Origin of the sequence: Bifidobacterium aesculapii, from assembly GCF_001417815.1 — a bacterium.
Classification (GTDB): Bacteria; Actinomycetota; Actinomycetes; order Actinomycetales; family Bifidobacteriaceae; genus Bifidobacterium; species Bifidobacterium aesculapii.
The window spans coordinates 35,062-58,314 of sequence record NZ_BCFK01000021.1 but is presented as its reverse complement, the minus strand read 5'-3'; the positions used below and the strand labels follow the sequence as shown (position 1 = coordinate 58,314).

The following is a 23,253-nucleotide window of genomic DNA, read 5'->3' as shown; positions in this document are numbered from 1 at the left end:
TGTGCCCGCCCACACATGCCTGCACGAGGGTAGCGGCCTCCCCGCCGGCGAGACGTTCACGGCGCGTTCCAGCCGCGGGACCCGCTGTCGCATCCGCCATGCGCCGTATGAGGCGACGCATGGCGGCCGGGCATCCGTGCCCGTGGCGATGGGTCTAATCGTCGTCGGCGTGCTCGGGGATTCCGGAGCTCAACTCGGCAATGATTTCCTGTTCTGTTTTCTTTCCGGCGCGCAGCTCGCGGAGCTTGGCGTCGGGTTCACTCACATAGTAGAGAGCGGCGTCGATACTGTCCAACGGCACGCCTTCCGTCGCTGAGAGCATAAGCCGGTACAGGTCGAGCTGCACGAGTTTGGCGGCGATCTGACGTGCGTCGCGCGGCCTGCGTCCGGTCTTCCAGTCGATGATGGTGTACCGTTCGCCGGACTCGCCCGGATCGCCCGGGCCTTCCGTGCCGCCGGCCTCGTTCGCGTCGAGCCCGCCGCGGAACACGGCGTCGAGCTTGCCGTTGACGATGATGCCGTCGAGCATCGGTAGGGATACGACGAGCTGCCGTTCGGCCCACACCGGCGTGCGTGCCGCCCACTCGGATTCCACGAGTCTGCGCTGCCATGCGGCGAGCTCCGCTTCGGGACCGTCCAGCGTTTCGGCGCGTTCCAGGCCGGCGATCATCGACTGTCTGTCGTAGCCTGCGTCCGCTTCGATGGCGGCGTCCATGAAGCGTTCCGCCCACGCGTGGAATCTGGTGCCCAGCGATGCCGCCGGCGAGGCGACCGATGGGATGGGCCTGACGATGCCACGCCAGTAGCGGCGCTCCTCATGCTCCCCCATCTGCGAGGCTCCCGTCTGCAGACGGGTGACGCTTTGCCGTGAGCGCGCCAGAATGCCCTGCGCCTGCGATTTGACGCGCTCGTCGAGCGACGCGTCGTCGACGGTTTCCGGCATGAGGTCGATGTCGGCGAGCAGCAGACGAGCCTTGTCGAGCAGGTCGCCGTGCTCGGGGAGCGGGCCTTCCGGCGCATCGTCCGCGCCGGCGAGCGCGTCCATGGCCTCGCCGACCGCCTCGGCGGACCGCCTGAGTATGGATCCGGTGGTCTCGCCGAGCGTGGACGGCCACGGCAGCGGGTCCGGCTCGTCGTCGGCCAATGGGGCATGCCACGCCTCATCGACGACCGACCGCAGATAGGATGCCGCATGTTCGCCGATGAAGAACCCGTCAGGACGCGGCACGCCGACGGATTCCGGCGTCTTCGCACCGGTTGTTCCGCAGGCATCGGCCACGTTGGAGGAGTCGGCGGGGGCCGCATTCCGGGCCGGTTCCGCCCCATCGCCCATAGCCGGCGTGGAATCCGCCCATGCGACCGATGCCTCGGCGTCGTGGGTGCGTATGGCGTCGTGGATCTCCAGCCAGAAGTTGGAGGGTTTCGCCATACGCGGTTTGGCGCCTAGCGCAGCAGGGTCACGGCTCTCATCCCCTGTGCGGCTGTAGGTCAGCAGCACGTCGCGCCTGGCCCTCGTCAACGCCACGTACATGAGTCGCCGTTCATCGGCGTGAAGCCGCCGCCCGTACTCCTCCTCCTGGGTGAGATGCCACGAGTCGGGGTCGACGTCGTCCACGCCGTCGCCGACGGCGCGCAGCGACCCGTAGATCTCATCGTCGATGAGTTCCACATCGTCCAGTTCCGCCAACGTGTCCAGCGGATCGCCATCGAGGGGCGCGTCGTGCGGGAATCGGGGCAGGATTCCCGCGTCGGCCCGCACCGGCACCGGCACTGCGGTCGGATCGTCCAACCATGTCGAGGCACGCTCATGGTATTCGGGCGCCGTCCAACGCCCCTGCTCGACGCCTCCCGAGTGGTCGGCGTCGGGGATGACGGCGAGATGGTCGCCCTGATTGCTGGGGAATGCGCCTTCAGCCAGCCCGACCACGGCGACCGCATCCCATTCGAGCCCTTTCGACTGGTGGACCGTCATCAGTTCCACATCCGCCGTACGGCCCGCCTCCAACCCGGCGGTCTCGTCCTCGATGGTGCGCAGGGCATCCACCCAGGCCATGAACCCCCGGAGTGTGGGAGCGACGTCGACGGCTATCTCGGCGGTGTAGTCGTCGACCAGACCGATGATCGTCTCGACCGGCATATGCGCCGTCGTCGGATTGACCGGACGATCTCCGCCACGGATGGCTTGGGCCACCACGGTGTCGATGTCCAGATCGAGCGCCTGAGCCGCGGCGCGCACCACTTCGGGCAGCGGGCGCCCCACCATGCCGCGCACCGTGCGCAGCATGCCGCCGGCGAGCAGGATGCCGTGCATGGCTTGGCCGCCGAACCGTCCGTCGCGTTCCAGTCTGGCGGCGAGGTCCTCCGATTGCAGCAGGTCGGGCAGGAACACCGCGTTGGGCACCATGTCGCGATGTTCCTTGACCAGGCCGGCGCGCTCCCTGCGCGGCGCGTCGGCGGGGACGACGCCGGCCGCGGCGAGCGCCTGATACCGCGCTTCGGTGTTGTCCGCGTCGGCGAGCGCCGCAAGCGCGGACAGCGCGCCCGCGTCCAGGCCGAAGCGGGGCGTGGCGAGCAGGCGCATGAGGGAGGCGCTGTCGGTGTGGTCGGAGGCGACGTGCAGCAACGCGAGCACGTCCCGGATCTCGGGGCGTTCGAGCATCGCCGAATATCCGACCACCAGCGTGCTCAATCCGGCGTCCTCCAATGCCTGCCGGTATGCGGCCATGCGTTTCTTCGACCGGAACAGGACCGCGGTGCTGGCGCCCGAGGCCGCGGCCTGCCGGCAGAACCGCATGACGCCGTCGATCTCCTGGCCGAGCGTGTCGTACCCGAGCACGCCCACCGTGCCTTCGGGGGCGTCGGGCAGGTTCCCCAACGCGGGCACGTCGACCTCCCGCATCAGCGAACTGCCCGCACGCCGCGGGGTCTCGCGCAGCGGCAACGTCAGATCGTTGGCCGCCTCCAGCACGAGCCGCGAGTTGCGCCGTGTGACGGTCAACGCGTACGGGCGGCTGCCGGCCGGCATGCCGAAATCCCGTTGGAACATGCGGAACGCTCCCGGGCTGGCGCCTCGCCACGCGTAGATCGACTGGAACGGGTCGCCCACCGCGTTGACCGCGGTGGCGTCGTCATGGAACAATGTGGCGAGCAATGCCGCCTGCGTGGTGGAGGTGTCCTGGTATTCGTCGAGCAACACGTGGCCGAACCGTTGCCGGTATCGCTCGCCGATGGAGGGGAACCGGGTGACGAGCTGGTAGGCGGCGATGGTGAAGTCGCCGAATTCGGCCAGGTTGAGCCTGCGTTTCTCCGCGGTGTACGCTTCGACGAGGTCGAGCAGCACGTCGCGCTGCTCGACGACGTCGATGAGGTTGGCGCAATGGTAGACGCAGGCCGCGTGGAGACGGTCATGGTATTCCTCGAGTTTTCCGGACCATGTCGCGTCGGAGTCCTTCTTCAGCCGCCGCGGCCTGGTGAGCTTCGGTTCGTCTTCGGGGACGCGCTCCGCGCCGATGGCCCGCCTCACCTGCGCGGCGAAGGCCGTGTCCCATGCGCGCACCTTGCCGATGGCCGTGGCCATGTCCGCCACGTCCGCGCCGATCATCGCGCTGCCGATGGTTCCCGACAGGGCCAGCACCTTCGCCGCGAGCGTGTTGAACGCCCCGAGGTCCCGGCCGCGCAGATCGTCCATATGCCTGTCGATGACGGTGGCGGCGAGCTGCAGCGCGCCCGCCTCGCTCAGCGGCTGCGTGTTCTGGTCGAATCCGACGAGCAGCCCGTATTGGCGCACGATGGATTGGAAGAACGCGTCGTAGGTGTATACGGCGGGTTTGAGGAACATGCGGTCGTCTCCGCCCCCGTCCGCGTCGCCGAGCACGGCGGCGGAGACCCTGGACAGCAGTTCGCCCGCGGCCTTGCGTGTGAAGGTGAGACCGAGGATGCGTTCGGGCGCCACGCCGCGGCGGATGAGTTCTATGATGCGGCGGGTCATCGTATACGTCTTGCCCGATCCCGCTCCGGCGACGACGAGTACGTCGTCATCGACCGGCGCGTCGATGACCGCCGCCTGTTCCGGACTGTCGGTGAAGGTCGGTGTGGCGCTCATATCTGCCTCGTTTCGAATACGGTGTCGACGCCGCCTGCGCAGGCGGGGCATACGGTGCGCATCCGGCAGTATGCCAGATGCTGTTCGGTGGGGTGCGCGATGAGGTGTTCGGACCTGCTCGCCGCAGCCGCGTAGAACACGCGCGCGATCATGGTCAACGCCCAAAGCGTCTGGGTGCCGTTCAACGCGGTGAACCGTTCCCAGACCTGCGGGTCCACACCTGCGGGCGGCTCTCCCTCCAATGTGGGCACGTCCATCAGCTTGCCCGGGACCGGGTAGTGGGATCGCGGGGTGAACGGTTCCGCGTTGAGAGAGCCGTCCGTGAACAACGGCGGCTGGAACAGGCCTTCGGGCGCGAAGCTTTGCGCGGGGGCTCCATGCGCCTCCACGTGGAACAGTCCGCTTTGCGCGATGCGCGGCGCATGCCGGAGCGCCTCGCTCCCGCGGAGTCCGCCTCCCGCGTCCGAGGGGGATTCGGGGAAGACGAGGCCGAGCTGGTAGCACACGAGCTGCAGGTCGTTGAACCGTTGTCGTGTGGAAGGCACCTGGCCCGTCTTGTAGTCGATGAGCCTGATCAGTGTGCGGCCCTGCGCGTCGGTACGGGTCTCCTTGCGGTCGATGCGCCCGGAAAGCCGGACTGTCAGATCGTCGCGCATACCTTCGGGCCATCCGCCCACGAGCTCGCCCATCAGGACGGCGAGATCGTGTCTGCCGATGGGAGCGGCGCCGGGGACGGCCCGATACGCGGCGAGAATGTCATCGAGGTCGAACCGTGCGGCGAACTCCTCTTCGCAATCGGCCCGTTCGAGGACGCCCACATCGAATTTCCCGGCGTTGGCGGCAAGGTAGCCGGCGTCGTTGCTTCCGGCGAAGTACGCGGCGATGTTCCCCAACACCGTGCCGGACTGGTCGTCCTTGTGCATCGCCGCATACCGTGTGGCCGGGTCGTCGATCTGCGCGGGATCGGACCTCAGTTCGGCGTAGATGTCGGCGAGGCGCGACGTGATGGCCTCGACGCGTTCCGTGAAGCCGTGCCCGGCCATGAAGTCGGGCCGGTCGAGCCCCTCGCCGCTGCCCCGCTGGGCAACGGCATGGATCAGCGTGCCGAATCCGGTGGCCACGCTGCTGGGGCGCGGGCCGGAGAGCCGGTTCTCCAGCAGCCAGCACACCGGGCATTCCCACAGCCGGTCCACGGCCGACGGGGACAGGCCCACGACCGGTGCGGAGTCATCGTGCGCGGCCGCAGCGACGTGGGCTTGCGGTGCGGTCGACGCGCCCGAGGTGTGGGGCGACGTGCCGGGCGTAATCGGCGTTTCGGACGTGACACAGTCATCGGCCCGGCCGTTTCCCGCGGCATGCAGGTAGGCCCAATTGGCGGGGTCGGCGGCGGCGACGCCGTGGAAGGCGAGCAGCGCGAGCGTCGCCGCGGCGTCCCTTGCCTGCGCCGATTGCGCCGGGTGACGCGCCAATACGGCTCGTGCGGCGGCGACGAGTCCGCGCGGGTCGCCGTCCAATCCCGCGAAGGAGCCTGCGAACAGACCGTCGTCGGGCGCATCCGACGTTTCCCCGTCACCGGATCGCGGACCGTCCGGGGCCGCATCGTCCTCCCGTCCGACCACGGTAAACACGGCGCTCGAACGGTCGAACCGTTCCGGCATGTACCCGTAGAGGAAATCGGATGGTGTCAGGTCGTCGTCATGCACGGCGCTGACCATGACCCCGCCCGCATGCCCGTCGGCGTCGAGCGCCCGGGTGAGCGCGTACAGGAAGCTCTTCTTCTCTCCGGAAAGCACTTCGGACAATCCGGCATCACGCCCCGGTGCCCCGGTGCCCCGCATGGTCTCCTGACCGTCGCCGAACAATATGATCCGCGCCATGTCCTCGCCGCCGAACATGGTGTTGCGTTCGGCGAGGTTCGGCCACACGTCCTGCTGCACGGCGGGCATCCATACGAAACGCCAGTGCCTTCCCGCGGCACCCGCCGGAGTGGTGAGGGTGACCGCCTGTTCGACGGGTCTGACGCGCGCGAGGGAATCGGCTTCGATCTGCATGGACCGCACCTGTTCGATGAACGAGACGATGCCGCTCCCACCCGCGCCGCCTTCGGCGTATTGGAACAGGCGCATCGCCGCGTCGAGACGATCGTTGGCGGCCCGACCTTCGGCCGTATTGGCGAGCGCCTGCCGCTGCCAGGCGCCGGCGACGCCGGCGACGTCCCAGGCGGCGGCGAGCACGAACTGCGGGGCGTCGTCCTCAAGACGGCGCAGTGCTTCCGCGGTTCTGCCGACAAGCCTCCACAACCGCAGGAAGGCGCGCGTCTGCGGGTCATCCCCCAGCACCTGATTGAGGATGGCGAGCGTCCGCTCGGCGGGGGCGTGCGGATCGTCCAATGCGAGCATCACGTATTGGGCGTCCGTGTCGAAGGAGATGTCTTCGGGGCCGTCCAGCAGCGAATCGTCGACGACGACCGTGGCGTCATCGCCCTGACGGGCGTCTTCCCATGACCGCACGAGGTCGTGCCACGCGGCCGTCAGGGAGCACAGCGGCCCGTCGGCGACGCCTGCGGCCTGCTCCCCGCCCGACTCGGTGGCGGATGGCTCCGTTTCGGCTGCGCCCTGCCGGTCGGCGTCGATCATCTGCCCCAATGAGGCCAGCGAGCGCATCGCGGCTTCAATCGGTTCCATGCGGCCGGGAGCGCCTTCCCCCGGGCGTGCCCCGGCGGTCACGAGCGGACTGTTCATCAGCGAGACGACGCGGCCACGCGCGTATGCGGCGAGACGGCGCAGGGGCATGTTCATGCCGCCTGCCCCGCGCAGTCGCAGGCGGGCGAGTTCGATCAGGCAGAACAGCCCCTGCACGAACGGCGCCTCTCTGAGCGGCCGGGTGACGGACGAATACCGTACGGGCACGCCGTCCCGTCGCAGCCGTTCGCCGAATGTGCGCACCGTGCCGTTGTCATGGGCGATGACGGCCATGTCGTTCCATGCCGCACCGGTGTCGAGGTGCGTGCGCTTGATGCGCCACACCACGTCGTCGAGCTCCTCGCGTGGGCTGTGGTACAGGGCGCCCCGCATCGTGCCGTCCTGAGGCAGGGCCGATTCCGCGGGAAGGCGCCGGACCGGCCATGACCCCTCATACCTCGGCAGTTTGCCGGGGCGTTCGGCGAGCGGCGCCGACTCCTCGACCGGCGAGGGAATCGACAGCGACACCCGTGAGGCGACAAGGTCACGATAGGTGGCGGGCCCGGCGACCGTCGCTCCGGCGGCATCCGGCACCGCGCCACCAGCTGCGTCCAGAACGGCGGCCCGCGCGTGCAAAGGGCCCTGCACGGCCTGGGCGAACAGGTATTCCGGGTAGGAGCCGCGGAACGTCTGCACCGCCTCGTCGGGGTTTCCCACGAGCAGCAGCGAGGAGCCCCGGCCGGCGAGCGCCTCCAGGAACCGCAGCCCCGCGACCGTGGTGTCCTGGAAGTCGTCCGCCACCAGCAGCTTCGGCACATGCGCGTTCCCGGCCCCGACCTCACGGGCGGCCTCGACCAGCAGCCGTGAGGCGTCGAGCCGGTATTCGCCCGGGTAGGCGCGTTCCACGGCCTCCAGGTATTCGCCGCGCAGGGTGAACGCCAGACGCCATTGGATGCGCAGACGGTCGATGCGCCCGTCACGCACGCCCGTCTCACGCGACCTCGACCGTTCCAACGACCGGAGCAGCTCATCCTCGCGCTCCTGTGACGCCCCCAGCTCGTCCATGCGGGCGAGCATGTCCCTCAATTGGCCCGTGAACGACGCGGACACGCTGCGTTCGAGCAGTTCGGCGGTGGCGGCCACCGCGGTTCCGACGGCGTCGCCCTCATCGGCGGCAACGCTCCCACCGGCGTTTCCGCCCGCACCCGAGGAGGCGCCTCCACGACGATTCCGCGGCTCCTCGGCCAGGCCGACCCGCGTGCCGACCGCGGCGGACCAGTCCTCCGTGGCGAAATACTCCCTGAGCAGCATGCATGTGCCGCACGGTTCGCCGGCCTGCGCATGCCCGAGATGGACGGCGAGCACACGGCGCAGCAACGAGTCCTGCTCCGCGCCGTTGAGCAGTCTCGGGGCCGACTCCCCCGCGGCGTACCGGCATTCGGCGATGACCTGGAACGCCAATGCGGACAACGTGGTGACCGGGCGCACCTGAGGGGTGGCTCCGATGCCGCGGATCGCGCGATCGCCCAGATCGTCCGCGATGACGCGGTTCGCGACGGTCATCACGGCATGGCCGTTCCCGAACATGTGCAGCGCACGCATCAGCGCGTCATAGGCGAACCCCGTCTTGCCGCTTCGGGGGGCTCCGGCGACCAGCAGCGTGCCATGCGCCGCATCGCCGCGCAGCAGGTCGTCCAGCGCCTTGTGGGCATCCTCGTATCCGTTCATGCCTCAAGCGTAGACCGAGCCGGGCAAACCGGTACATATGTACCGGAAGCAATGCTTCGCCCCGCGTGTCGCGCCGGAGGGGAGCCGTCGGTTCCGGCATCGTCACCGGCGCAACCCCCGGCCGTCGCGGTCACGCCCCCAGCATGCCGCCGCCGCGGCACCTCGCACACATCCGAAACCGCCCGGCGAACGCGTTCATCCCGCGCCGCACGTACGATTGCGACAGGGAACGTAGATTCAGGGGAAGACCGCCCTCAAAGAAAGAGGCACCATGTCGGCATCAATCATGACACCGCCGAAGATACCCGGCTATACGTTCGTCCAGACGCTCGGCTCCGGTTCCACGGCAAGCGTGTACCTGTACCAGCAGCACACACCGAACCGCGTCGTGGCGGTGAAGGTGTCTCACGAGGCGCTGGACCCCCGCGCGGCCGCGCGGTTCACACAGGAGGCCAATACGATGGCCCAGCTGTCGAGTCACCCGTACATCATGCAGATCTATGGCGCGGGCGTCACGTCGAACGGACTGGGATACATCGTGCTCGAATACGCGCCGAACGGCACGTACAAGGAGATCACGCAACGCACGTCACTCACCTGCGACCAGATGCTCGACCTCGGCATCAAACTGTCGGGCGCGCTGTTCACCGCGCATCGCGCCGGCATCATCCACCACGACATCAAGACCAGCAACGTGCTCGTCAACGCGCAGGGGCTGCCGGTCCTCGCCGATTTCGGCATCTCCACGAACATCTACGACAGGACGTTCACCGGATTCTCGCTGCCGTGGGCGCCGCCCGAAGTGCTGGGCGGGCACCCGGGCACCGAGGCCGCGGACATCTACTCGCTCGCGGCCACCCTGTACGCGACATTGACGGGCCGCTCCCCGTTCGAGCATGGGTACCGGCCGCGCACGCCGGGGCAGCTGAAGGACCTCATCCTCACCAAGCCGGTTCCCCCCATCAACCGCCCGGACGTCCCCGCGGACGTGGAGCGCGTGCTGCGCAAGGCGATGTCGAAGGACCCCGACGACCGGTATTATTCCGCGCTGCAGTTCGCACGCGAGATGCAACGCGTCCAGCAGGAGCATTACGGGCATATGACGGCCGTGGTCGCCGAGGGGCAACCGCCCTACCCGACCCAACGGCGGATGGCCACGAACGCGGACGCTCCGGCGGGCACGACGGAACGCCGCCGATGGCTGCGGCCCGCGGCCATCACGACGGGCGTCATGGCGGCGGCAGCAGCCATCGCGCTGACGTTCGTGTTCGTCGTCGCCCCGCGGCTCGATTCCGGCTCCGCCTCGGATCGCACCTCGATCGGCGACGCGACGACCGACGAAGGTTCCGCGACGACCACGACCCCCGACGAGACCGACACGTCGGCAGTGCCCTCCCCCACGAACCTGTACGGCGACTACAACGACGACGGCACGGTCACGTTCACATGGGAGAACCCCGATCCACACGAAGGCGACACCTACGCGTGGCAACCCGCCGAGACCTCCGGGCAGACCCCGACGGCATCGATCGCGAAGGACACGAAGGTGACGCTCAAGGCGGTCCAGGGCGCGGGACAGACCTGCATCGAGGTGTCGATCGTGCGGGCGGACCGGCAGATGTCGGCGCAGCCGGCGACGGCCTGCGCCGTCGAACACTGACATCCGCGACGACACGCCGTGACTCCGGCAACCGGCACACCCCGACCGCGCGCCCCGCAGCGGCGTTACATTGGGTGAAGAACCGCCCGGCGGGGCGGAGGAAGCGACGGGAGACACGGCATGGCGAAACAATCTTCCCAGGCATACGAGCGCTCACGCAGGGCCGGCGCCCTGCTGCACCGTCTGGCGCCGTCGGGTAACCGCAGGTGGATCACGCCGGTGGTCGTCCTGCTGCTGCTCCTCGCGGTCGTCGCCGGCGCGATCATCATCAGCTCGGTCACGCAACGCCATGTGCAGCTCGACGACGGGTCGGTGTGGATCACCTCGTTGAAGGACCGCAAGGCCGCGCGCTTCAACGTGCGCCTGAGGCAGGCGGACGCGGGGGTGGCCTCCGCGGCGCAGCGATTCGACGTCGCCCAGCACGGCGCGGACACCGTGCTCGACGAATCTGGCAAGGCCTCGTCGATCAAAGCCTCCACGGTGGGCGTGGAGGGAAACACCGAGACGAAGGGCGACGTCACGTCCATGATCGGCGGCGGCACCGTGGCGTTCCTCGACACGAAGACCGGTGACGTGTGGGCGGGACCCGCTGACGACATCGAATCGGCGTCCCCGGCGAACGCCGACCCGCAGCTGCGTCTCGGCACGGGGGGCAAGGCGGTGGTGGACTTCCACGGCGTGGTATGGGGGTACCGGCCGTCGGACGGCATGGTGCTGCGGTTGAACTCCCCGCACGACCGTTCCGGTTCCGAGACCGGATCCATCACCGACGGGGCGCGGATGAACGTCTCCTCGTTCACCGTGATCGGCGACGTTCCCATCATCACCTCGGGCAACAGGGTGGTATTCAAGGGCGGGAGCGCGATGCTCGACATGACCGGGCGTCTCGTCGCCCAGCTGCCGCCGGTGGACGGCAAGCAGGCCGGATGGGTCGCCGTCGCCGGGCAGAGCGGATTGGATCTCGTCGATCTCGGTTCGTCGAAGCCCAAACCCATACCGCTCAGGTCGGGCGGCAAGGGGGAGCCCGCACGTCCCGTCTCCTCGGGGGGATGTGTGTACGCCGCATGGAGCCAGAAGGCCGACAACTACGTCTCCGCATGCTCGCCGAAGGCTTCAGAATCACGGTTCTCCTCCCTGCAGTCGGTGAACGCCACCTCGGAACTCGTGTTCCGCACCAACCACCGCCAGGTCGTGCTCAACGACGTCGTGAACGGCAACGTATGGAACCCACGTGAATCCACCGATGTCATCAAGATCCAGTGGAACACGATCCAGACCGACCAATCCGAGCAACAGCGGCAGAACGACGAGACCGCAAACAACCAACGCAAGTTCGACAAGACCTGCTCCCGGCAATCCGGCGAAATCAAAGCCGAAGACGACGAGTTCGGCGCGAGGGCCGGCGGCGAGCAGATCCTCGACGTGCTGCGCAACGACCAGCAGACCGATTGCTCCGTACTCGAGATCACGCACGTGGACGCGCCCGCAGGCGCCACCGTCACGGTCTCTCCGATATACGACGGCCGCTATCTGCAGCTCGACGCCACGAAGGCGCGCGCCGGGGCCGTGAGCTTCTCCTACGAAATCTCGGACGGGCACGGCCAGACCTCCTCCGCCACCGTCTCGCTGACGCTCGTCTCCGACGAGAACGCCGCCCCCTCGCAGACGGACGTGCCGCCGGAATTGTCGGTCGAACAAGGCGCCACATACACGTTCAACGCATTGGGAAGCTTCACCGACCCGGACGGCGACCCCCTGACGCTCGTCTCCGCCATCCCGCAGAACTCCGACCAGGTGACCGTCTCCACACGCGCCGACGGGCAGCTCACGTTCAACACGGGATCGATGACCTCCGGCCGCGTCGGCGTGCAGACGACCGTCTCCGACGGCGACCAGACCGGAACGGGCATGATCTACTTCTCCGTGAAGCCGGCGAACACGCTGCCCGCCGACATCGACCCGGTGGTCAGAAGCACGCTGCCGGCCACCGACACCTCCATCGACCTGAAGCCCTACATCCATGCGACCAGCGCCCAGCCGGCGCAGCTCTCCGCGGCAGACACCCCGAACGAAGCGTCGGTGACGGTGAACGCGGCGGACCTCACCCTGCAGTTCAAGGCGACCGACCCGGGCACGTACTACGTGCCGTACACGGTCACGCAGGGCTCGATTCCCGCCACGGGCCTCGCCCGCGTGGAGGTCGCGCCCGCCACCGGCGAACAGGCCAAGCCCATCGCCGCGAACGACGTGGCGCTGCTCGGCGCACAGAACACCGCGATCGTGGAACCGCTGACCAACGACATCGACCCGATGGGCGGCGTGTTGTCCGTGACCTCGGTGACGGCGGACCCCTCATCCGGCATCAAAACCGGACTGGTCAGCCACAAACGCGTCTATCTGACGGCGCGCCGGGTGCCGACGAAACCCGTCGAGGTCACCTATACGGTCGCGAACACCGCCGGAACGTCGACGGGGACCATCGTGCTGCAGCCGCCGGCGCTGTCGACCGGCGGTTCGGTCCCCAAAGCCTCGAACGTGAACGCGCAGGTACGCACCGGCGGCATCGTGTCCATCGACGTACTCGACCATGTCAGCTACCCGGACGGCACGACCGTCACCGTGCAGAACGATCTGCAGACCGACAAGGCGACGTTCAGGGGAATCGCGTTCGTCTCCGGCGACACCGTGCGCTATCAGGCGTCCGACGAGCCGGGCGTGTTCCCCATCACCTATACCGTCAAGGACGATATGGGCAATTCCGCCTCCGGCACGATCACAATCACCGTACATCAGAGCAACGCCGACAACAAGGCGGCACCGACCCCGCACGACACGCAGGCGCAGGTCGCCGCCGGGCAGAAGGTGCGCATCCCCATCACGCTCACCGGCATCGACGTAGACGGCGACGACGACCAGCTCCTCGGATTGGGCAACAAGGCGCCCCAACTGGGGCGCATCACCGAGGTGGGTGCAAATTATCTCGTGTACGAGGCATACGCGGACTCGTCGGGCACCGACACCTTCTCCTATGCGGTGGAGGACTGGACGGGCCAGCGCGCGCAGGCGCAGATCAGGGTCGGCGTGTTCCGGGGGGCCTCCGATTCCGGCGTGTTCGCCCGTGACGACGAGGTCACGCTGCGGCCGGGCACCGAGGCCACCGTGCCCGTCACCCAGAACGACATCTCCGGCGACAACACCGAGCTGTCCCTGGTGAAGGAGCTCGACTCCAACGGCGTGCCGGGCGCGAAGGCGAATGGCACCACCATCGACTTCACCGCGCCCTCTCAGACGGGAACGGGCTACATCGTCTACACGGTGAAGGACAAGGCTGGTCTGACGGACACCGGCACATTGACCGTGAACGTCGACCCGAACGCGCCCATCGAGCCCCCGGGCGCCTACGACTACCGCGTCCCCTCCTCGGCGACCATCGACAAGAAAAGCGTCGACGTGGACGTCAGCCAGTGGATCGCGAACCCGTCGGGCAGCATCACCGACCTCAAGGTCGACGTGCATCCTTCGGCGCGTGCGCACGCCCGCATGAAAGGCGGGGACAAGTCGACCGTCATCACCGTGGACCTCACGAAGGAGGCGCGCGCAGTGCCGTACACGGTGACCAACACGAAATACGACGTGACCGCCACGGCGTTCATCCAGGTGCCGGCATACGGCGTGTTCCCGCCGTCCCTGCGACCCAAGGCCCCCGAACTCAAGGTGAACGCGCGGGAGACCATCCAAATCAACATCGCCGACTACGTGCGCGTCGGCGCCGGCAAGGAGCCCTACATCGACGGCGCCGACTCGGTGAGCGCCACCAAGGCCGCGGACGGGAACCTGTACGTCAACGACAAGACGCTGAAGTTCACGGCACCGAAGGACTACTCCGGCCCCGCCTCGATCACCTTCACCGCCGTGGACGGCAGGAAAGGCGCCGACAAGACGAAGATCATCAACTCCGCGGTGCTCACGCTGCCGATCACGGTGATCGGACGCGAGGTGCCCCCGCCCACGTTCTCCTCGTCTACGATCGACGTGGTGGCCGGAGAGGAGACGAAGACCATCGACCTCACGGCGCTCACCCACGCACCGAGCGGCGCCTACGAGGACGAGCGGCGGTACACGTATTCCGGAGGCTCGACCACCGGCAAGGTGAGCGCCACCGTATCCTCCTCGGGCCAGCTTCAGGTGAAGGCCGAGAGGGACGCCTCCCCGGGCACCACGGTCAGCGTCCCCGTCAAGATCGCATACGGCAAGGGAACCGTCGATGCCGGCGTGACCGTGCGCGTCGTCGCCTCCACCAGGCCGCTGGCGCGCATCGCCGACAAGACGCTCAAGGTCATGGCCGGGGGCACCGAAACGGTGGGCATGCTCGACGACGCCTACAACCCGTTCCCATCCGAACCCCTCACAGTGGTCCAATGCACGGTGGACGACACCTCCAAGCTGACGGTCCGGTGCGGCGAGGACGGCGTCATCACGGTCACCGCGGCCTCGGACATCGGCGGCAGCTCGAACCGTGTGCTCGTCACCGTGGAGGACGGCACGAAGATCGCCGAACGCAAGGTCACGGGAACGATCACCGTATCGGTCATGGACAAACCGGACGCGCCGCTGCTCTCCCCCGTGGACGCCAAACCGCAGGACTCCGCGGTCGACCTGACCTGGACACCCGGTTCAGCCAACGGCAGCCCGGTCACCGACTATGAGGTGCGGTGGGGGAAAGACGGCGACAAGGCCATGTCGAAATCCTGCGGCGCCGTCACCACCTGCAAGATCACCGGTCTGACGAACGGCAAGTCGTACACGTTCCGGGTGCGCGCCAGGAACGAGGTCGGCTGGTCGAAGGAATCGAACAGCGCCACCGGCACGCCGGACAAGGTGCCTCCCGCCCCCTCACAGGTCTCGGTGAACGGGGGCAAGCAGCAAGTGACCGTCACCTGGGACCTGCCGGAATACAGTGGTTCCCCCGTCGACTACTACACGGTGTCGCTCAGCAACGGAGACAAGGAGACCGTGCGCGGAGCGACCACACACACGTTCGACATCGCCAACGCTGACATCAACGACGGATACTCCGTCACCGCCACGGTCTCGGCGCACAACAAGGTCGGAGACGGCCCGAGCGCCACGCCGAAGGACGCCGCCAAACCCTACGGAGACCCCGACCAGCCCGCCGTCACGGCGGTTCAGACCGCAAACAGCAACAAGGTCACCGTCACCGCCAAACCCGGCAATATGCGCAACACCACCTGCGACTCCGTCACATTCACGTTGGACGACTACTCGCATGACGCACCATGCGGGCAGACCTCGTACGAGTTCGACATCGAGGACTCCGATTTCGGCACCTCGCTCACGCCCGGCTACTCCATCGACACGAAGCAGGGCGAGACCACCTCCGGCACGGGACCGGCCGTCACGCCGATGTACAGGCCTGCCGCGCCTACCGGCCTCTCGGTCAGGGGCACGGAGGACCACTGCCTGGTCACGTGGAGCGACGGCGACGGCAAATCCGGCTACTTCGAATACCATGCCGCCAACGGCCCGACCGACACGACCGACGACGACTCGTTCTCCTACGACCCCGGCCCATGGCGGCCGTGCGGGCCGGTGAACGTGCACAAGGTGTTCCGAGGCACCTCCGGCGACGACGCGACGGCCTCCAGCGACGACGTTCCAAACAAACCGAAAGCCAAGGTGACCGGGTACGACCTGGAATGGGAGGACCATAACACGCTGCGTCTGTCGGAGGGCATGGTGGAGACCTACGGGCAGAACGCCACCGTCGTGCTCACCCTGACCGACGAGAACGGCGAAACCGCAAGCCCCGTGTCCTGGGCGGTGAACCAGCCCCAACCGCAGACCATCGACATGAAGGACTACGACCTCGAAGGCGACATCGACTGGAGCATCACCCTCAAGGACGGACCCAAGGAACTCGTCGACGGCGTAGAGGCCCACGATTCCGTCACCAACTCCCGGCCGATCGCCGACGACTCCTCGAAATCCCTCTCCGGCGGGCTCTCCGAACGCAGCCTCAGGGCCCAACCGTGGATAAGGGGGCTCGCCTATCACGCACAATAGCCGGAACACCATGGCCAGAAGCACCCCGGGCAGCCAACGGCCCGGTCGGACGCCCGGCAGACGACAGCCCGGATGCACTCCGGACACAGCCCGGATCACAACGGATTGCGTCCCGGATACGACCCGGACGATACCGGCAGACGACTGTGCTGGCCGATATCAGACGATATCAACTATCAGACGATACCAACAGACGACAGATTCGTTGGCGGAGCACTCATCCGCCAACGACTCGGCGGCGACGCCGCCCACACCCTGCACAAGGAGCACACCATGAGCGAGAACACCCACGAGCCGATCGACGACTCCACCCAGCTTTCGGACGGCACGGACGCGCACCCGCCAATCACGACGAGTCTGCCGGGCAGACCGAACAAGCCGTCCCGGCCAAAGCCCTCCATCCCGGCCAAGCCCGTCTCGCCGCCGATTGCACAGACGACCTCGACGTTCCACGCCCCTGCCGCAGTGCAGCCCATCGAACCGACCATGACGGCGACATCCGGCGACGTCGACCACTTCCGGGACGTGTTCAACCTTCTCACGGAGAACATCGCCCAGGCCGTGGTCGGCAAGGCACGGCCAATCCGTCTGGTGCTCACCGCCCTCATGGTGGGCGGCCACGTGCTGCTCGAAGACAACCCCGGAACCGGCAAGACGCAGCTCGCCCGAGCCCTCGCCCATTCGATAGACACCAGTTTCAAACGTATCCAGTTCACGCCGGACCTGCTGCCCTCCGACGTGGTGGGCGTGACCTTCTACGATCAGAAAACGGGCGACTTCACGTTCCGAGAAGGCCCCGTCTTCGCATCCATCGTGCTCGCGGACGAGATCAACCGCGCCTCGCCGAAGACCCAGTCGGCGTTGCTCGAGGTCATGGAGGAGCAGCGCGTCACCGTCGACGGCGTCACGCACGACGTGCCGCAGCCGTTCATCGTGATCGCCACGCAGAACCCGATCGAGCAGCTCGGCACCTACAAGCTGCCCGAAGCGCAGATGGACCGTTTCCTCATCAAGACCTCCATCGGGTACCCGGGGCACGACGTGTCCGTGGACATCCTCAAACAGCTGGACGTCACCGACCGCGCCGCCGCAGTCTCGCCGGTACTCACCGGCGACGACGTCATCGCCTTGCGGCAAACCGCGCAATCGGTGTACATCGACGACGTGATCACCGAATACATCGTCAGAATCGTCGAACGCACGCGCCATGACGACTGCATCATGGTCGGCGCGTCGATGCGTGGCGCCCTCGCCCTGACCCGGTGCGCCCGCATCTGGGCCGCCGCCGACGGCCGCGGGTACGTCGTGCCCGACGACGTCAAGGAGCTCGCCGTACCGGTGCTCGCCCACCGTCTCAGCCTCACCGCCGAAGCCACGTTCGCCGGGGCCACGCAGGAAAGCGCTGTCGCACGGATACTCGAGGAAGTGCCGGCGCCCGTGCTCGGGCGCTGAACCGGGGCCCAGGGAGGGAGGACGGGATCATGTTCCCATTCAGACGCAACGCATCGGCGCGAATCGGCGCCGTGGCGCCGAACGATGCCGTGGCGGCCATGGCCGTCCCGGCGGCCGTCGCCATGCCGGCCCCCGCCGGCCGTTCCGCGCCGGCGACCGGCTCAGCCGACGGCGCGGGCGCCCCATCCGCCGTCGAACTCGAGCGCCGGTCGCGCAGGCGTAGGATGCGACGCACGGCCGACGGCATCCTGCGCCGCGTCCGCCGTCTGCTCACAGGATACGTCTCCCCGCTGGGGTGGGCGGTGGCGGTCAGCGGAGCGGCCGCCCTCATCGCGTTCCTTCCGCTCGGTTGGCACGAGCTGCTCGCCTATGGCGTGGCGGCCATGACGATGACCCTCGCCGCCATCGTCATGTCGCTCGGCAACACGGCGTTCAAGGCATCAGTCGGACTCGAACGCCGCAGGGTGACCGTCGGAGACACGGTGGCCGTGCGCGTCGACATCGCCAACCCCGGCCGCATGCCCACGGCGACGGCGCGCGGCGACCTGCCCATCGGCGACATGCACGAACGCTTCTCCATCCCCATGCTCGCCTCCGGGCAGTCGAAGGAGACCGACATCGAATTCCGCACGCTGTCGCGCGCGGTGCTTTCCATCGGGCCGTTGCGCGTGCGCAAAGGCGACCCGTTCGGTCTGATACGCCACGAGAAGCGGCTCGCCGACCGGCACGACCTGTTCATCCACCCCGCCACCGTCCCGCTCGCCACGCTCAACGCCGGACTCGCCCGCGACCTCGAAGGCCAGCCCAGCGGCGACATCGTCGACGACGACCTCGACTTCTACGGACTGCGCGAATACGAACCCGGAGACGACGTACGCAACGTGCACTGGCTGAGCACGGCGAAGACAGGCACTCTGATGATTCGCCAGTACGAGGCGACACGACGCACGGACACGGCGCTGGCCCTGTCCGTCAATCCCGAGGAATACGCATCCTCCGAGGAATTCGAACTGGCGGTGTCCGTGCACGCCTCGATCGGCGTCCGCTGCCTGACGCAGGACAGACCGTTGTCGACGCATGCCGGAAGCATGCACGCCACGCCACGCCACGCCGCCGATTTCCTCGATTCGTGCAGCATGATCGCCCCCGACCGCGACGACAATCCGAACCTCGTGCAGGGCACGCTCGCGCATGACCACGACGCCTCGTTCTACTTCCTCACCGTAGGTTCGCTGCGTGGACTCGACAGCATCAAACGCATGGTCATGGCATTGCCGCGATCCGCCTCCACGCTCGTATTGCAGACCGATCGGGGCGCCCCGCGCGCGGTCCGCCGCTTCCACGATTTCACGCTCGCCACGGTCGGCGAACTCGACGACCTGCCGCTCATCATGGGGGTGCTCGCATGATCGCCCAGCAGCTTCCCCTCGACCCGGCGTCCGTCTCCCTTACGGGCGCCGCAGCGGACCGGAACGTCGACGACCGGACCGGCACCGCCACCGGCTCGTGGGCGGATTCGACCCATTCGGTGATCTGGATGACCCGCGGCGGCCGCGGTTCCCTGTCGGGCGGCGCCCGCGAACCCTGGGCCAGGCATCTTGCCAATATGGCCGTCACCGTGCTGCTGACCCTGCTCGCCGTATCGAACCTCATCGACGTCTACGGCGACCTCGGCCGTTGGACGATGACCGCGGGTGCGGCGACGGTCATCGGATGCCTGATCGCGTTGTCCGGCGTGTACCAGCCGCTGCGGTTGTGGTGGCAGCTGGTGTTCCTCGCCTTCGCCCAATTCGTCGTCGGGCCGACGGCGCTGCTCAACGGCACGGCCATCGCGCATGTCGTGCCCACTCCAGCGACCCTGTCCGAAGGGTGGCAGGACACGTTCGGAGCGTTCAAATACCTCATTTCCATCGCTCCCCCGGTAGGTACCGGCGACGGATCGCTGATGGCCCTATGGACGCTGTCCCTGTGGACGGCGTTCCTCACGGGCCTGTTCGCCATCGGCGACGACGGCCGCACCGCCACGCTCGCGGCGCTGCCCGTCATCGCCTCGTTCGCGGCGTCCGCGCTGCTCGGCACCTCGACGGGGTGGTGGCGTCCCGCCGCGGGCACGGCCGCCGCGCTCGTCCTCATCGTCTGGTCGTCCTCGCGGTGGAGCCTGCTGGAGCTGGGGCGGTGGTTCAGTGCACTGGTCATCGTCGTTCTCGCCGGCGGACTCGCCGTGGGCACCTGCCTCACGGTGCCGCAGAACCGTCTGATCCTGCGCGACCGGTACGAGCCGCCGTTGAGCCCATACGACTATACGAGCCCGCTGTCGGGATTGCGCGCGTACATCAAGGACCACAAGGACGACACCGTGCTGACCGTCCGCAATCTGCCGGAGGGCGCCACGGTCCGTCTCGCGGTGATGGACCGTTTCGACGGCAACGTGTGGAACCTGTCCGATTCGTCGGCGGTTTCCGGCTCGTCGAACTATCGTCGCGTCGGTACGACGATAGCGAACGACGTGCAGGGCGACCGCTTCACCGCCACCTTCACCGTGGGAGCGGGACTGGCGGACGCATGGCTCCCGTTGTCCGGCGCGGCGAGCTCGGTCACGTTCGACGGGACCGGCGACGTCACGAACGACGGCGACGGACGGAACACCTTCTACTACAACAAGGACACCGATTCCGCGATCTACCCTTCAGGGACCGCCAAGGGGTTGACCTATACGGAGACCGGCATCATCCCGCGGCATCCCTCGGACAAGCAGATCGACGCGGCCAAGGCGGCGCAGATCAGCCAACCGGAGATCATCGACTCACCGGATTCGGCGGGCAGGCTCGCCACGGCGCTGGCCGGCGGCGAGATGAAGGGCGGTGCGGCGGCGAGCAAACTCGCGCAGGAGCTCAAGGAATCCGGCTGGTTCTCCCATGGGCTGTCCGGCGACTATCCTTCACTGCCGGGGCACGGCAACTATCGCATCGACAAGCTGCTCGGAGGTAAGGAAATGGTCGGCGATTCGGAGCAGTACGCTTCGGCGATGGCGTTGATGGCCCGCAGCCTCGGCCTTCCCAGCCGCGTGGTCCTCGGGTTCGTTCCGAAGAACAAGGACGGGGCGATCAGCGCCTCACGCACCGAGAGACGCGGCGATCAGACCGTCACCGAATTCACGGGCAACGACATCGAGGCGTGGGTGGAGGTCAAACTGGACGGCTACGGGTGGGTGGCGTTCTACCCGACCCCCAAGGAGACGAAGATCCCGGACGAGAACCAGAACCTCACGCCGCCGAATCCGCAGACGCTGGTACGCCAGCCTCCGGTGCCGCTGCAGGATCCGCTGCGCGACGAGCAGCAGGCCCGCGGGCAGTCCTCGCTCGCCGGCGAGGACGCCGATGACGCCGGCACGAACCTGTTCTGGGCGCGGGCCGGGCGGGTCGCACGCCGCGTGGCCGTCTACGGCAGCCCGCTATGGGCGGCGCTCGTCATCTGCGGCGCGATTCTACTCGGCAAGTCGATCCAGCTGGCCCGCGCGCGCAGACGGGGCACGCCACGCGTGCGTGTCGCCGCCGGATGGCGGGCCCTGACCGCGCTCGCACGGCAAAGCGGCATCGACGCGCACGGCACACGCCGTGAGGAGGGACGGACGATCGCCGACCAGCTGCATCTCGATGGAGCCGAGTTCATGGCCATGTCCCGCCAGGCGGATTACGCGGCGTTCTCCGGGCAGGGCGTCAGCGACGAACAGGCACGCAGCTACTGGTCATCGGTGGACGGCATACGCGCCGCCATGCTCGCGTCGATGCCCCGACCGAGGCGTTGGAGGGCGCGACTAAGCCTTGCGGGAACGTTCACACACCATATGGACGACGGGCGAGTGCACATGTCAACAGGTATAGTGGCGAGTATGCGTGTCTGGTTCGCAGGACGCATGCACGGCAAAACGTCCGGCTCCGAGAAGGCCGGCGCACGGACAGAGGGGAAGCGTTCATGAACATCGGACATCTCACGGCGGGACTCGCCACCGATGTCGGTCTCAAGCGCAGGAACAACCAGGACCTGGGCTACGCCGATCATGGCGTATACGTGGTGTGCGATGGCATGGGCGGAGGCATGGGCGGAGAACGGGCAAGCGCCCGCGCCATCGAACACCTGGAGGCGCTGGTGGCGCTTCCGGTCCGCAACCGCGCCGACATCGAGACCGTGCTCACCGACGCCCAGACCGATGTACTCGCCTTGGGGCAGGAGCTTGGCGGCGTCGCCGGCACGACGGTCACGGGCCTGATTCTCGTGCATGGGGACGCCCCCGACCGTTCCGGGACCGGCACCGAGGACTCCTCGGAGACCTCCGGGGCCGCAGACGTCACCGAAACCGCCGAGGACGGGACGCCGCGAGTCCAGTTCAATACCGAGAACCTCGCCTACGTGGTCAATATCGGCGATTCGCGCACCTACCATATGGAGGCCCTCCCCGACGGCTCCGGTTGGGACGCTTCGACGCTCACCCGCATCACCAGGGATCATTCGCAGCGGCAGGAGGCCATCGACACGGGCGAACTGCTGCCGGAGGTGGCGGAGACGCTGATCCCCCGCAACGTCATCACCCAGTGCATCGGAGATCCGGACGGCATCAAGCCCGATCTGTTCCTCACCGACGCCACCGGACGGTTCATCATCTGTTCGGATGGTCTGCACGCCGAAGTCTCGGGCGATGACGAGATCGCCTCGACCGCAGCCCGGTACGATGATCCGCAGCAGGCGGCCGACGCCCTCAAACAGGCCGCCCTCGAGGCCGGCGGGCACGACAACGTGACCGTAATCGTCGCGGATATGCCTGTGCTCGCACCGGCGCGACACCCCTGGTCGGTGACTAAACTGGGCGACGAGGAGGATATCGGCAATATCGCCGACGAGACTTTGCAAACCTTACGGACAATAGCACCAAGGAGGCCATGATGGTCGATTACGATTCCGCGGTCAAGGCGGTTCAGGATCAGAACGCGGATCCGATTCTTCTGGCGAAGGTCGCCTACGAGAATCCGGAGTTCGGCGCTAACGTCGCGGTGAATCCACGCGCCTACCCGGGTCTGCTGCGCTGGCTCGCCGAGTTCGGCGACGACCGCGCGCGAGAGACCGTGGCCCAGGTGCTGCAGCAGCGCAACATCCAGTCAGGGTATGACACGGCCGCGCAGCCGGTCGCCGGCGCCAACCAGCCCGCAACACAGCCGGCGGCGCAGCCCGACCCGTACGCCGCACAGCCCGTCGCACAGCCCGTCTATGACGCATACGCCGCTCAGGCGCAGCCCTCCGCGACCTCCGCCGCACAGCCCGACCCGTACGCGGCCTCCCCGTACGCGCAAGCGCCGCAGAACCCGTACGGATTCACCGCGGAACTCGCGCGCACCACCACCGATCAGATGCAGATGGCCGAAATCGCGCAGAAGGCGCCGGAATTGTACGCCGCCCTGGCGCAGAACCCGAACCTTTACCCGGCTCTCGTCGACTGGCTGGCCCAATTGGGCGATCCGGTCGTCAACGCGGCTCTTGCCAACCGCAAGTGAGGA

9 protein-coding genes are annotated in these 23,253 nt (G+C 67.7%); 7 read left to right on the top strand and 2 right to left on the bottom strand.

Going from position 1 to position 23,253, the window contains the following annotated elements; genetic code table 11:
- Positions 1–154: 154 nt before the first annotated feature.
- Positions 155–4,102: an ATP-dependent helicase gene (locus BFAL_RS02580; RefSeq protein WP_055426876.1), complete on the bottom strand. Its 3,948-nt coding sequence runs from the start codon at positions 4,100–4,102 to the stop codon at positions 155–157.
- Positions 4,099–8,511 carry a PD-(D/E)XK nuclease family protein gene (locus tag BFAL_RS02575; protein ID WP_055426875.1) on the bottom strand — a complete coding sequence of 1,471 codons (4,413 nt, stop codon included), beginning with the start codon at positions 8,509–8,511 and terminating at the stop codon, positions 4,099–4,101. Before BFAL_RS02575 ends, BFAL_RS02580 begins: the two co-directional genes overlap by 4 nt.
- Before the next feature lie 271 nt (positions 8,512–8,782).
- On the opposite strand from BFAL_RS02575, the gene BFAL_RS02570 reads away from it, so the two are divergent.
- The 7 genes from BFAL_RS02570 to BFAL_RS02540 all read left to right on the top strand — a co-directional run bounded on the left by BFAL_RS02570 (position 8,783) and on the right by BFAL_RS02540 (position 23,250).
- Positions 8,783–10,171 carry a serine/threonine-protein kinase gene (locus BFAL_RS02570; protein WP_055426874.1) on the top strand — a complete coding sequence of 463 codons (1,389 nt, stop codon included), beginning with the start codon at positions 8,783–8,785 and terminating at the stop codon, positions 10,169–10,171.
- Between the two features lie 120 nt (positions 10,172–10,291).
- Positions 10,292–16,255, top strand: a complete 5,964-nt coding sequence (locus BFAL_RS02565) for an Ig-like domain-containing protein (protein ID WP_055426873.1) — start codon at positions 10,292–10,294, stop codon at positions 16,253–16,255.
- A gap of 273 nt (positions 16,256–16,528) precedes the next feature.
- The gene (locus BFAL_RS02560; RefSeq protein ID WP_055426872.1) at positions 16,529–17,707 is read left to right on the top strand and encodes an AAA family ATPase; all 1,179 of its coding nucleotides are present in this window, start codon (positions 16,529–16,531) and stop codon (positions 17,705–17,707) included.
- Between the two features lie 224 nt (positions 17,708–17,931).
- Positions 17,932–19,116, top strand: a complete 1,185-nt coding sequence (locus tag BFAL_RS02555; protein WP_055426889.1) for a DUF58 domain-containing protein — start codon at positions 17,932–17,934, stop codon at positions 19,114–19,116.
- Between the two features lie 128 nt (positions 19,117–19,244).
- A complete protein-coding gene (locus BFAL_RS02550) occupies positions 19,245–21,683 on the top strand; it encodes a transglutaminase TgpA family protein (protein WP_236691635.1) in 2,439 nt (812 codons plus the stop codon).
- Positions 21,680–22,645: a PP2C family protein-serine/threonine phosphatase gene (locus BFAL_RS02545; protein WP_055426871.1), complete on the top strand. Its 966-nt coding sequence runs from the start codon at positions 21,680–21,682 to the stop codon at positions 22,643–22,645. The genes BFAL_RS02550 and BFAL_RS02545 overlap by 4 nt, the downstream gene beginning before the upstream one ends.
- Positions 22,645–23,250, top strand: a complete 606-nt coding sequence (locus BFAL_RS02540; RefSeq protein WP_055426870.1) for a variant leucine-rich repeat-containing protein — start codon at positions 22,645–22,647, stop codon at positions 23,248–23,250. The genes BFAL_RS02545 and BFAL_RS02540 overlap by 1 nt, the downstream gene beginning before the upstream one ends.
- Positions 23,251–23,253: the final 3 nt, after the last annotated feature.